This window comes from Paenibacillus tianjinensis (genome assembly GCF_017086365.1).
In the GTDB taxonomy this organism is placed as follows: Bacteria; Bacillota; Bacilli; order Paenibacillales; family Paenibacillaceae; genus Paenibacillus_AQ; species Paenibacillus_AQ tianjinensis.
The window spans coordinates 4,302,443-4,316,053 of sequence record NZ_CP070969.1 but is presented as its reverse complement, the minus strand read 5'-3'; the positions used below and the strand labels follow the sequence as shown (position 1 = coordinate 4,316,053).

The following is a 13,611-nucleotide window of genomic DNA, read 5'->3' as shown; positions in this document are numbered from 1 at the left end:
GCTGAGGGAAAAATAATATTACAACTTCAGACCACACAGAAAAAAATAACCCCCAAATGGATTAATCCAAATGGGGGTTATTTGTTGTTTACTGAATAAAATCTTTAATCATTAACCTGTCTTCATCATAATAGTATTGTTTTATTTCTACGCCATCTAATGACTGCAAAGATTCACATAGTTGAGTAGAGTAATCTGGACATATGGTGATCATTCTGACTTCCTCTTTAAATTGCTGGGGATAGTATACTGATTGTTGAGTTAGTCTAGGATCATTGTTTTTAACTTTTAATTCGATAATACACAGAACATTGTTCTTATCTCTCGCCAGTATATCAATAATACCATCTTTTACTTCGTACTGTGTCTTCAGTAACTTCATACCGCTTTCAATAATGTCCAGATTATTAGCCAAGTATCTTTCAATATCTTTTTCTGTTTTTATTCTAGTATGAAGCTTTGTTTTGTATTGACTATCTTTATTGTTTTTTGTTATAACTTTATCTGAACAAAACTCTGCAATATATCCAATCAAATCAAAGATGGCAACAACGTCTAAATCCAACTCTTCGTTGTGATGAATAAGATACGGATTCATCACATAAAAAGTTTCGTTGCGAGTACTTATCTTATGTATTAATTTTGATTCTTCTAGTTTATTCATGTTGCGTCTAATGGTTCTTACATCTACGCACAACAACTCTGAAACAATTCTTTGATTCGCTGGTATCCCATTTTCATCACATACCATATTTAATGAGGTTGAAATATAGGGAATTAAGCTTAATAAAAATTCTTTACTTCCCGGATCTAATTTATTTGTTTTGAGTAAATAGCTTAATTCTTTGCTATTCAGTTTTACATAAGAAAATTCGTCAAATTTATGAGGAACGATCTTTAAACTCTTAGTTAAAATCCTATCTGACACTTCTTCAGAATTTCCGATTTCAGAATAAAAATTATTCATTAATGTATTCCTCAATCTTTTCATAATCACATTCCAACAATTCAAACATCTTCAACGTCTCTGTAAGCAAATCTTTTCCCGAAGCATAATATTCAGGATTCACATAAATTGCTTTACGATGGCTTGATTGAACCAATTTAATTAAGTTTTTATCTTCCAATGATTTTAATGCTTTACGTATCGTTCTTTCTTTTAATCCAATAATGGATTCTAACTCTATCATGGTTGGAATTTGTCCGTTAATCATAATACAATTAGATGGATAAGATATAAAGTCACGAAGTACGTAATACACCAATTTTTCATTAATTTCCAATTTCATATCGAAAACCCTTTCAATTCCCGATCTATAAGCCATATTAAATTCTCCGCCATCATACTTAGATCTATTACTAATAGGCTTAATCTTTGATCTCTTCTTTATCAGTGTTTGTTCTGTAGAAACTCCAAGTGTTTCAAAAGCCACTCTTTTGGTTTCATCAAGGTTTTTATGTATCAATATATCGACTTTTTTTGCGATATATTTCTTAACTTCTGCTAAAGTAAATAACTCGCCAGTATCAACTCTAACAAATGAGCCTCCAACCATTTCAATAAATTCATTGTTTATATTTTCTATTTGCTGTTTTATCTCTGACATACTTAAATGTCCTCCTTGGAGGTTACCTGAATTCGGTATGTGGATGCCGAATTGGAAAAGTTATCTTAAAATTAAATGTCGTGAAATGCCGATTTTTTGTTCCGAGAAGGAAGGGTATATTGAAAAATTAAGGCTTATCATATATGGATTTAAATGATCCCTTCTTCTTTCTTAAATTAAATATTGGTAGATTTATACTTTAAAATTTCAGCCTTGATTAATTTATTAATTGACCTTCTGTTGGCAGAAAAACTCAATGGGTCTATCTTTACTGAACTTTCCTTGTATTCTACAAGTCGATTCAGAAGCTCAGTTTTGTCTTCATAAAAGTGAACAAATGCTTTGGGTCTATCTTTGTGATCTTTCGTGATTTCTATAGAAGTGTGTTTGTAGCCTACAGAAAGAAGGTATGAAACAAAGTCGGTATCACTATAACGAAAATCTACTTTTTGCATACTTAAATGCCTCCTTAGATTTCTGATTAAACTGCAAATGATTAATTCTCACTAACGAGCCGTGAGGGTGAATTGCCGCAAGGCAAGAGGGTGGTGCGGCAGGTCGGGCGTTACGCAGTAACGAACGAGATGGTATCAGCACCCTAAAATAACAAAGAAGAGGCACATCTCTGCACCTCTCCACATAACACTTTTATCACATAACACTATATTTACTTTTTACTTATTAACTTTCCCCGCAAACTCCAATCCCTGTCTTATCAGAATCTCAATCAATTTCTTCTCATTCTCACTTGGTTTGACTCCATGATGTTCACAAATACTATCAACAACACTCAACGCAAGTTTAATTTCATCGTCTTCACTCAATGTCCCATTAGCATATGTATTAACATACTCAACAGTCTCAGCAGCAACATCTAATACGAAGTTTGCTTTTTCTTTATATTTATCCGTCAACGGTAATACATCAACAACCAAACGTTCAACATTAACTAAACTCAACGCTTTATTCACGTTCTTGATTGTGATCCATCCCTTTTTATCCATCCAAGGGATAGCGAAAAATCCAGCAATAACGATCAAGACAGCGCCAGCAATAATATACAGATCAGTCATTATGATTCCTCCCGGTTTAACTATATTTATTTAAGTTAATATGTTTTATTCTTATCTATAGGTATGATCTTTGTATACCCGTTTGGAAGTATTTCTTCATAACAATTATTACGCAGATCAATACTCTTGGCGTTCTGTAAACGTTCAAGCATAGAAATATCAGCAAAAGGGTTAGCCATTTTCTTTCTTGTCATTAAATCTGAACATATCCTGATATTGCTTTCCATCTCAATCCTTCCTTCATCGGAATTAGTTGATATACAGCTTCTTATTGATATTGTCCCAGGATGCTTTAATCAATCCTAGTCGTTTCAAATCTTCAACGGACACATAGTTTTTATTATCCTTCATAAATCCATCAACGAGAGAATTATCTTTTGTGTAAACAATCTTTACTTTATCCACTTGATCATCATCCTTTACTGTTGGTTGAGGAGGTGTTACTACGGGAGCAACATATCTATACTTATTGATCAACGCCAAAGCATCATTAACCTGTTTTTGAGTTGGAGTTTTTCCCGATCTAAACTGAGAAGTTTTAAGTCCAAATATCATCTGGAAATGTGGATAATCCTTAAATGATGTCCAATCACCACCCCATTCAAAACCAAGTTTCTTTGCTTCATCTACAACCTCAGTCCAGTCTTTAACATTGTTACTGTTAAAGTCTGTTTTCAAATCCCAAGTTACATTTTTACCATCAGGAAGGATAAGAACAAAATCGATAGCCACTCCGAAGTTATGGTAGCTTGTTCCGCCTTTAGCATTGGTTACAATATTTCCTGGTTTAGTTCTGCCTTGGGCATATAGAGCGTCTTGTTCGGCGATGGTGCGGAGTCCTTGAGTAACTTGAATACAAATACCTTTTCTATAGCAATTCTCAATGAGTACTTTTGTGGCTTCCTGTAATATGGGATGGAGTCCAGCAATCTTAGATGTAGATTTATTCATTACTTGCTCTAATGTTAACATTAATTATCTTTACTCCTTTCGAATCTTATGTTATAAAGCATTTGAGACGATATTTATGTGGGTGCTCAAGCAGGGCGATACATTAATTATCGTCTTTTTGTTGTTCTGATTTCCCTTTATCTGTTACCTGGATTTCAGCACGTTCCTGGAATATAGTAAATATCTTTGTAAAAACCGGAGGGACTTTGATTGTACAGCGCCCATAATTTTCGATTATTGATACCCCTTCATTAGCCATCCAAAAGAAAATAGTTCCGTTCATGACTATGCTCATGTTCATAGCCAAATCAATACGATGACCCAAAAATACCATAAGAAGCATCAAACCTTTTTTGATCAATCCCCAGAAACCAACACTACTCTTCAATCCTTTGCCAGATATAAGACTTGCAGTAATGCCTGAAATATAATCAATTGCAAACATCAATAAAAGCACTTCCAACAAGCCACTCCAACCTCCAAATGCATAAGATACTAACGTGCCTGAGATACCAGATACAGCATAGAGGAATGTGTAGTCCTTATTGGCTAATAGTTTTAAATTAAAATCATTCACTGTAACACTCTCCAAAATCAAAATAAAAAAGAGGGTATGATAAAACCCCTCTTTCATCAAATTTTATTATTTATTTACTTTAAAACATAATGACAAAGTTTCGATTTCCTTGTCCTCGAACACTAATGTAGCTGTTCAAGTCAGCAACATTTCTTTTCTTTATGAGGATTTCAGCATCCAAATTATTCTCACCAGTAACTCTAGGCGATAGTAATCCAAATAATTCAGGATTATTTATAGTAATTTCACCATCAATTTGGTTGAACGCCTTAACCATCAAGACACCAGATATCTCGCTGATCTTTTTTACATCAATCAGCATATCTAAGTATTCTTTCTCTTTTATGTAGATTTCGCTCTCGATGTCTGAAACATACTTTACTGTCAAACTGGCACTCAAATCAGGATGTGAATAGCCAATGGTTGAATCCAAATATGTATATGAGGGAACATCGATCATTCCAGATATAGCACTATCAGCAATGGCTCTAATATACATAGTCCCAGGTAAGTCTGGGGTCGAGGTGGCTATGTATGAGTCAATAGTTGTCTCATATTCTGTTCTAACCGTTAGAGTAGAATCAGTATCGCCATTCGCTCTAATATGATTGGAGATAGTTAATGAGGCTCCTAGATCGGGCTGGGAAACAGTTATAAATGCTTCCATAAACTCGTGTGCAGGAACATCGATATAACTAGTTAATGACATATTAGAATCGACAGTCAACCAAGAGTCTATGTCTGGATTGTTTATTCCAATACTTGAATCAAGATCGGTCAAAGTTCGAACATCCACGGTAATTGATGCATCTAAATCTGTAAAATCTCTATTTTGTACCGTTAATGTTGAGAATAAATCGGGTTTTGAAACAGACATAAAGGTATCTATATCGCTTTGCATATAATCAGTAGCGCGGTGGACATAGATATATGAGATTAAATTTTCAATTCCTACGTCACTGTCTACAGTCAGTACTGCGGAGACATCCTTATGCCCCCTACCATAAACAAATAGACCACCTTCAAGTTCACTGCGGCCAACACTGTATACCTGCGATGTAACGTAATCTACAATCAACTGAGGCGGGTAATCAGATTCTCTTGTAAAAAACGTATATCGAGCATCATCCATTGTAGAGACGATAAATCCAAAATTGTTGAGTAGACCATTTTGCCATCGCGTAGCGACATCTTTAACATCAAACTCGATATATCTTTGTGCAGTATTTGCTGTATAAGTGTCATTAAGCTTTTCAATTGAATGTGGTTTATTGGCATCTGTAATGCCAAACTCACGCCAAATTGTATTCGGCTGATGAAGTTCAATATTTGCTCCTGAATGAAGATTGGTATAATACAATCTTAGCTTTGCTGATTCAATAAACTTTAAATCAGGTATTGAGTTCGCAAAATCTGCAAATTGCACAAAAGCTCCAAAGGTTTCATCGGTAGTTTTACCAGTTAACATACTGCGTGTATCGCCATAGTTAATTGTCCGTAAATCTTCACGACTACGAGTTGTTGCATCTGCAATAGGAGAGAGGGATACGCTTTTCTTAGGAGCACCCATTAATTCAAATTTACCAAACATCCGATTATGCGGTCTTACTTCGATCATTGCATCTATGTATTTTGCTGCTACTGCCTCAATTTGCCCTACGGTGTCATTCGTGCCTCGATACACAATATCAATCAACGAGTTAAAATCATAATCTCGCTTGTTTCTAATCTCAATAATACTTCTTAAATCATCGCCAGTATTCTTCTTGATAGTAATTTCAGCGTCAATATCATCAGTCATTGGACGGTAAAGCTTAAAACTTCCTGCCAACTGATTAGCAAACCTATTTTTAATTGTAATAACACTACTTATTTCATCGATTTCATCCACATACACACTTCCTATCTCATTGTATTGAGATCGTTAATCATACCGGATCTGCTTTAGCTCTTACTTCAAACTCTCCATTTGCTGCTGGAGGAGCTTGAATATCTGTTACAATTCGAGTATAGAACTCAAACTCTTCGTCCGCATTAAAGAACATATTAAATAACAAAGGATCTTCAGGAGTAAAAGGGAAATTAGAGCGAGACATTTCTATTTTCACTCCTTCAGGCAACTTCTCTTTTTGCACTTCTAGAATTAGATTCTGCACTTGAACTCCTAATTGATTTTTCACAATCACCTTTTGCTCTAGCGTAGTTTGACCAGCTATCACAACACCAAAATCAAGATGCTTTAATATCTCACCGAATGAATTAGACAAATAAGTTCCGGTTTCATCCTTGAACATGATTCCTGAGTAGGTTCCTACAAACGGTTTTTCCCAGAAATCCATCTGCCCCCAATAATCTTGGAACTCTACTCGAAGAACATTGTCCTGTCCGAATTTAATATCTTTTTCGTTTAGATTTAACTGAATGTTAAGAGGAGAGGGAGCAAGAGAAGAGAATTCACCCGTTAGAGGATAATAAGGATTACCATTGAGGAGAACACGATACTGCACTTTACCTGTGTCACTATCATCTAATGTACCAACGATCTTATTACCCTGAAGAGATAGTTTAATGGTTGCTATCGTGTTTAACAGATAAAAGGCAACATCGCTGAACTTCACATCTTGAGTAGGAGAGCTAGTGCTTATTTTTAAAGAATCTAATTGAGCAATCTCAGCACTTCGATGAATACTATTGTCAAGGTAGTAACCAACTCTTTTCAATCCAACTAAAGCACTTTCAGGGATTGTATTAATCGTATCAACTGTCATCCCGTATCTTCTGATATTCTCAGTATTGGTGATATTGATAATTTTCCATTTTCCAAATCTATAAGACTTCCATGTTACTCCAGAGTCAAAAGAGACTATAAATCGTAATGTACCTTCGACGGACTGATTTATTTTTTTTGCAACAATAGTCTTAATTGTTCCATATGATGCAATATCATAAGGTGTAATAATTAGTTGCTCAAATGGCAAGGCTTCGTAGGTCAATGTTGGCTCGTGTCCCACTTCAATATCGGCGTTTGTCCAAGTAACAACATCAAAATCACTATCAATCTCATCTAGTGGAGTGTAATTGGCTGTTACAGTTAGATTAGCAGATGTTTTTGAAGTGTTATCTGTGTAATACAACACATCTACTGTATCGCCTAATTCTTCATATATGCTGAATGGTTCGGTATCAAGCGTGACCACAGATTCGGTTAGTGCAGGATTATCAGTATATTCAACTACTTTGATAGTCTTATCTTCCCATTCTTGAGCAAGTGTAAATGGAGTTGTTTCGATTCCAAATTGCACTTCTGTTTTCGTTGGATTGTCGGTGTAATAATATAACTCCACATTTCCCGTAAGTTGTGACCAAGCTGATTCTGAAATAGAAGAGACTTCCTCTAAGTTATTTCCATTTGAATAGTCGCTCTCTGTTGGTGTAGCTGATGTTACATTTTGCCATCCTAATACAGTGTCGTATTTTTTATATGAACCACCAGATAAGATTAATGCCTTATCACTATACAACATCTCCATCATTTCAAGTTGTCCAATACTTACATATGTGTCTCCATTATTTGCCGACACACTCAATCTGTATTTCTTATATGCGTTTGGCGTGGAGATAGTGAACTCTTTTTTTGTACCTACCGCCCAACCAGTTACGTTTGTTTGTGTATCTACATTCGCCCAAGTGCTGCCTCCGTCATTAGAACCTTGAAAAATCCAACTTTTTGGACACCTAGTTTCTCTGCCACTACTGTTCGGTGGTGCGATTGTATATTTATATATAATTTTCGCTACAGGAAATTCATAAGACAACCATTGTCCTGTAGAAAGTGTAACCATCCATCCATCATGACCAGATACAGTTGTATTCTTTTTATCAAATGCATACCATGCGTCTGACCCTGCGGCATATATAGCACTTGCACTAGCAATACCACTTGGAGCGGTGTTGCTAGTCATAATTGGGATTACATCTGTTAAAATATATTGCATCCAAACTCACCTTCCTTTCATTTTTTCATCTCAATAAAACAATCATTTTAATGAGATGTATTTATGTGATTGTTGCTTTTTTAATTGGTATTTTAGATGTGTCGATGATATGCCTGAACACTTTCCCAGAGCCTACTGCTGTAGAATCCGTTCTAACATTCACAACCTTAGTAATAGGTTTACTTAAATCAATCGAAATGGATTTATCCATTCCATGTGATAAAAAGAAGCCCTCAGATTGAGAAGGTAATGCTTTAAGATATGGCTCAATAACTTCAAACATTTGTAATTCCGGTAGCAATGCTCCTGAACCATTAGTAGAAGTAACATTTATTCTATATTGAGAAAACTTTTGTGGATTCGATATAGTAAATGTTTTGAAGTCAGTACTATTTGCACCTTTCACGTTTCCTGATCTCGTATCCAAAACAGTCCAACTATTTCCATCATTGCTTCCTTCGAATGTCCATGCGGTAGGTATTGGGTCTACGTGAGTCAAGATTGAATATTTGCCGATTTTCTTCGGTTCTGCGAATTTATATCTCAGCCAAAAGGCGTTTGATGTTGACCATATCGTACCGCTACCTAAACCATCAAATGCTTTCCATGCTCCATACGAGGTGTGGTTATTATTGTATATTGTTGCGTTTGTATCAGCTTTTGCTGTATCATCTGCTGTCATAACAGGTATTATATTATCTGTATATCCTCCACCAGATATAGAAACATTGATTCCATCACCCGATGAAATCAAGAATTTATTCGAATACTGAACTTCAAACAACCCCAACTCTTTTATAACTGTATACCCTGTATCGCCATTATTTGAAGTTATGCTGATCCTATAATACTGATAGCTATTTGTATTGCTGATACTAAAACTTTTCGACTCATTTTGAGTCCAAGAGGAAATATTCAACTGCGTATCTAATGTAGTGTAACTCACATCATCATTACTACCCTCTAGAGACCATGATTTGGGTGATTGTGTATTATACCCACTACCATTTTTTGATTGGAGCGTATACTTGCTAACAATTCGTCCCTTATCAAGTTTAATTTTTATCCATCCCGTCAGAGTGTTTGCCGAAAACGCAAAGTAAAAGTCAGCACCATCAAATGCCCTATAAGGTTCACTTCCACTTAAAAAAGTAGATGATGATGCTATATGAGTGGATGGAGTGTTATTCGCTGTCATCAATGGTACTACACTTGAATAATTAATAGCCATACTTCACCTTCTTATAGTTTATATTTTTTCTTCTAGCATCTAAATAAAACACATCTTCAATTGATATCGAAGATGTGTTTTGATATTTCTATTCTCTATATAATTGATAGTCGTTAACCTAGCGTTATTTTGTTAATCTGACTCTTGGACATATTGATCGAATGTTCAAATGTTTTCCCCGAACCTAAAACATTAGTGTCAATGCAAATATCCTCTATAATATTCATTGCACTTGTTAAGTCTAATCCTGTGGAGAGTCCTCCATACTTTATAAGAATATCTTCAGTTATATTTAACGAATTTATCTTAGTAGTTTTATTCTTAACTTTCCGCACGTACATTTTAACCTTATCAAGTGTCAATGGTGCTGTTGTACATGTCATATCTGAAAATTCGTAATAGGAATAGGGAGTATTGTTACTTGTAGTGAAGTTTTTTTCAACCGCACTTGTCCAAGTTAAGGATGAAAAAGTATCAATTATTGCCCAATTGACTCCATCATTGCTACCCTTGAAAACTATTTTTGTAGGACTTTGTGCTGCATTATTCCAACCTACCGAAGAAAAAGCGCCAATCAAAACAGGATTTGGAAATTGTATTCTCAGCCACCCTGTACTAATTCCACTACTTACTTGCCACGTTGCGTCATTAAAAGCATTGAAAGATGATGTGCTATTCGTTGATGCTGATGTAGTAATCCCTAATGATACATCTGTAGCAGACGATAAAGTGGGTACGTAGTCAGAAGTTGAATCTTCGTTAACAAATGAAGATGCAAATTGTTCACTGCCACTTGAAAGTAAGATTTTATTTGAATATATAATCTCAAACATTTCTAATTCCGATATATCAGTATACGATGTATCTCCGTTATTAGACGAAGAATTTATTCTATACATCTTATATCTCTTCACTTTAGTAGAATCTATAACAAACTCTTGTTTAACATTGGCGACCCAATTTGTTATATTAGTTCGCGTATCTAGAACATCCCATGCTGTGCCGTTATTTGAGCCTTCGAAAGTAAAATTCTTTACGGCTCTACTAACAACCGTAGTAGCAAGAGAATACTTCGCTATTGCTTTAGTAGTTGTAAACTCATAGCTTAACCATTGATTAATGTTTCCAAGTCCACGCCAGCCAGTGGAACTTAAAACTCCATTAAATGCTAAATAGGCAGGAAACGAAGCGTCTGCGCTACTAGCATTAGCAATTCCATTGGGAGATGTATTCGATGTCATAACTGGTATTGCGTTTAAATTTGAAGTTGTCGCCATTTGCTAAACCCCTTTCACACTTAAATTGTTTCTTTTAGCTAAATAAAGCACATCTCCAATCGAAACTTGAAGATGTGCCTTGAAATTTATATATGATTTTACTCCACTTTAACACCTGTAATCTCGAATAACTTCTTCAAGTCAACACTTTTCTTGTACACTTTTCCACTTCCTAACACACCATTATCGCTCATAACATCGACAAATGTAGTTGACTTCCTATTCATCACCGACAAGTCGCTCATTCCGTCACTCATAAAAGTGTCTACCGAAGGCAAAGTTGTTGATATTGTCTGCCAATAGGATGGTGTTGCTGGAGTGCCTTCAACCCACTTCTTATACACTCCATCAAACTTAACGAACGATCTGTTGGTAGTTAACGTTTCAATTATTAATACAGGTCGGAAGCCATCAGTAGCGGCAGCACCAGTAGACTGTCTTCCTCCCCATCCAGATGCTGCTGTGTTACCTCTTTCGACTCTGGCAGTAGCTGTCGTACCTGTCGTAGATGTATAAGAAAAAATCCCACTCCAATTCCACACACTACTATCACCAGCAGTTATTGCTCCGTTGAGCGTAGAGTTAACAATATACTTGTCCCACTCATTATCTTTGTCTGTAGATAAGATACCGCCTGTCAGAAGACGAAGAGTGGATTCATATGTGTTTTGACTTTCTAAAAGTTCTAATTCACCTATACTACTTGCATCAGTAGCTCCATTAAATGCTGATATGCTTATTCTGTAAATTTTAAACAGTCCTACAGTTGCGGTTTTAAATAACAATCCAGAACCACTCCAAGCTGTTACATTAGTTCTAGAGTCCAAAGTATTCCAATTTACTCCATCGTTAGACCCTTCAAAAACCCAATTTTTTGGAGATTGAGTGTAACTTGCTCCATTTGGATAAATTTTATATCTATCAATTCTTCGTGGAGTATTAAATTGATATGAAAGCCATCCAGCCTTGTTTGCTGGAATTGCCCAACAAGAGCTATTTGCTATGCTGCCATCAAATGCTTTGTATGCGCTAAATGTTGACAGTTCTTCGCTTGCCAATACAATATGACCATTAGATGATACATTTGATGTTGTGAAAATATCATTTGACTTAAAATATATCGGCACACCACTCCCACTAGCAATACCAGCCGAATTCAACGAATCCCAAGAAATAGTATGTTGAATATTTCTGTCAGCAATCAAGATTTTCTTCTTGTTTATATCTTCTACCATAATCCAATAGAAGTCACCGTTAGGTGTTGCTGTACTGGCAACAGGAATAAAATCAGATGATTCTTGTCCTAATCCACTAAAAGTGCCTACAGCACCAGAGATTGCAGAGTAATGACAACGAATACGTTTGCCTATGGCAAGGTCTTTAATGTCTGTAATCTCGTCTGGATGTAGTAGACGACCTGTGGAGTCAATGTCAATAGCATCAAGTGTAAAATTGTTGACTGTATCAGTTTTACTGATGATAACTTGATGGACTTTATTTATAAGTTCGTTTTTCTCATAAGCAAGTGATTGGAGAGCTGAAGCAGATGCATAACACGAAAAGCTTTCCACTACTCCATCAATAGATATGCTCATAGAACTCGATTGACTAGCAGCCATGTTAGTTATAATCCTTAATTTTGTGCCTACGAAATTAAACTTAACCAAACCTGTATTTGTAAGGTTAATGGTGCGTGTAGTTGAATTGTAATTACTCGTTTGCCCCGTGTTAGCTCCCCACGTCCCTGAGTACGATAAGGAAGGGTTCGTGTCATCATACCTTTTCCACCCACTCTCTGGGGCAGTTAATACTTGTCCTACTGTTGCCATATATTACACCTCCTTATATTCTAGAACTGGCCGAAATCCAATTGCTGTCGTTGTCTGTGCAGAAGTGGGTGAAAATACAGAGTTTGCTGTGTAATTCCCACGCATGACACGATTACTGGCAGCAGCCCAAGACAATATGGGAGTTTCAGAAACTAACGTATGAACACCATTCCAGTGAAACACATCATCAAGAGTTTTACCCGACTGAATTTTACTCGCAGGAAAGTTGACAATATATTTATCCCATTCATTGTTGGTAGGCCACGCACCTAAGTTGCTATTTGAAATCGAACTATTGCCATTTGCATCAGCATAGGCTACGCCACCTGTTAAAGAACGGATTTTGCAATCATTAATCGAATACTCTATGTCTAGACTATCAATCCTAATATTTGCATTACCATTGTTTGCACTAATATTCAATCTAAAATACCTGTATTCCGTTGAAGAACTAACTACAAACGTTTGTTTTGCATTTTCTGTCCATGCAGTTATATTGGTTCGAGTGTCTAATGTCGTCCAGTTAGTATTATCGTTACTTCCTTCAAACGTCCAAGTTTTAGGTGTTTGATTTGTGCTAGCGCTTGTGATTGAATATTGAACCACTTTATATGTTTTTCCGAAGTCAAGTTTAATCCATCCACTTGTTGCATTAACGTACCACATCGTACTTGTTGTTTTATCAAAAGCCTTCCAAGGTTCATACACTGTATTGTAGGAGGAAGCCGAAGCGACAAATGGTGCAGGAGTATTACTTGAAGTCATCGCATCATTTGACATTAAAAACGGAGTTCCCTGAATGTACTTTCCACTATTCAAAACATCCCAACTTATCGAATTTTGAATAACCCTGTCTGAGATCAATAATCCTTTCGCTGTCTTGACAAAATAGAATGTTCCATTGGGAGCTACTGCACCTAAAACTGGTATCTCAGCAACCACGCTTGTTCCCAACTCACTAAACACACCAACTGCACCAGATGATGCAACATATTTGCAAATTATATAATCACCAACTGCCATATCATTTACATTATTGCGTAATATCCCCGTAGTCGCTGGAACTGTTAT

Annotated in this window: 13 protein-coding genes; all 13 read right to left on the bottom strand. The window is 36.0% G+C overall.

Annotated features, from left to right (window positions below):
- Positions 1 to 88: 88 nt before the first annotated feature.
- Entirely contained in the window at positions 89 to 967 is an 879-nt protein-coding gene (locus tag JRJ22_RS20145) for an endonuclease NucS domain-containing protein (RefSeq protein ID WP_206101208.1), read from the bottom strand.
- Entirely contained in the window at positions 960 to 1,607 is a 648-nt protein-coding gene (locus JRJ22_RS20140; RefSeq protein ID WP_206101207.1) for a helix-turn-helix domain-containing protein, read from the bottom strand. The genes JRJ22_RS20145 and JRJ22_RS20140 overlap by 8 nt, the downstream gene beginning before the upstream one ends.
- Positions 1,608 to 1,783: 176 nt before the next feature.
- On the bottom strand, positions 1,784 to 2,062 hold the full coding sequence (locus JRJ22_RS20135) for a hypothetical protein (RefSeq protein ID WP_206101206.1): 279 nt from the start codon (positions 2,060 to 2,062) through the stop codon (positions 1,784 to 1,786).
- A gap of 219 nt (positions 2,063 to 2,281) precedes the next feature.
- Positions 2,282 to 2,680, bottom strand: a complete 399-nt coding sequence (locus JRJ22_RS20130) for a hypothetical protein (RefSeq protein WP_206101205.1) — start codon at positions 2,678 to 2,680, stop codon at positions 2,282 to 2,284.
- A 35-nt stretch (positions 2,681 to 2,715) separates the two neighbouring features.
- A complete protein-coding gene (locus JRJ22_RS20125; RefSeq protein ID WP_206101204.1) occupies positions 2,716 to 2,907 on the bottom strand; it encodes a hypothetical protein in 192 nt (63 codons plus the stop codon).
- Positions 2,908 to 2,929: 22 nt separating this feature from the next.
- Positions 2,930 to 3,652, bottom strand: a complete 723-nt coding sequence (locus tag JRJ22_RS29485) for a M15 family metallopeptidase (protein ID WP_206101203.1) — start codon at positions 3,650 to 3,652, stop codon at positions 2,930 to 2,932.
- An 82-nt stretch (positions 3,653 to 3,734) separates the two neighbouring features.
- On the bottom strand, positions 3,735 to 4,208 hold the full coding sequence (locus tag JRJ22_RS20115) for a phage holin family protein (protein ID WP_232380901.1): 474 nt from the start codon (positions 4,206 to 4,208) through the stop codon (positions 3,735 to 3,737).
- A gap of 79 nt (positions 4,209 to 4,287) precedes the next feature.
- Positions 4,288 to 6,099 (bottom strand): DNRLRE domain-containing protein, encoded by a 1,812-nt coding sequence (locus tag JRJ22_RS20110; protein WP_206101201.1) that lies wholly within the window; start codon positions 6,097 to 6,099, stop codon positions 4,288 to 4,290.
- Between the two features lie 37 nt (positions 6,100 to 6,136).
- Positions 6,137 to 8,203 (bottom strand): hypothetical protein, encoded by a 2,067-nt coding sequence (locus tag JRJ22_RS20105; RefSeq protein ID WP_206101200.1) that lies wholly within the window; start codon positions 8,201 to 8,203, stop codon positions 6,137 to 6,139.
- A 61-nt stretch (positions 8,204 to 8,264) separates the two neighbouring features.
- On the bottom strand, positions 8,265 to 9,434 hold the full coding sequence (locus JRJ22_RS20100) for a discoidin domain-containing protein (RefSeq protein ID WP_206101199.1): 1,170 nt from the start codon (positions 9,432 to 9,434) through the stop codon (positions 8,265 to 8,267).
- 113 nt (positions 9,435 to 9,547) lie between these two features.
- Entirely contained in the window at positions 9,548 to 10,711 is a 1,164-nt protein-coding gene (locus JRJ22_RS20095) for a discoidin domain-containing protein (RefSeq protein WP_206101198.1), read from the bottom strand.
- A gap of 98 nt (positions 10,712 to 10,809) precedes the next feature.
- Positions 10,810 to 12,540 (bottom strand): discoidin domain-containing protein, encoded by a 1,731-nt coding sequence (locus JRJ22_RS20090; RefSeq protein WP_206101197.1) that lies wholly within the window; start codon positions 12,538 to 12,540, stop codon positions 10,810 to 10,812.
- 3 nt (positions 12,541 to 12,543) lie between these two features.
- Positions 12,544 to 13,563: a discoidin domain-containing protein gene (locus JRJ22_RS20085; protein ID WP_206101196.1), complete on the bottom strand. Its 1,020-nt coding sequence runs from the start codon at positions 13,561 to 13,563 to the stop codon at positions 12,544 to 12,546.
- Between the last annotated feature and the right edge of the window lie 48 nt (positions 13,564 to 13,611).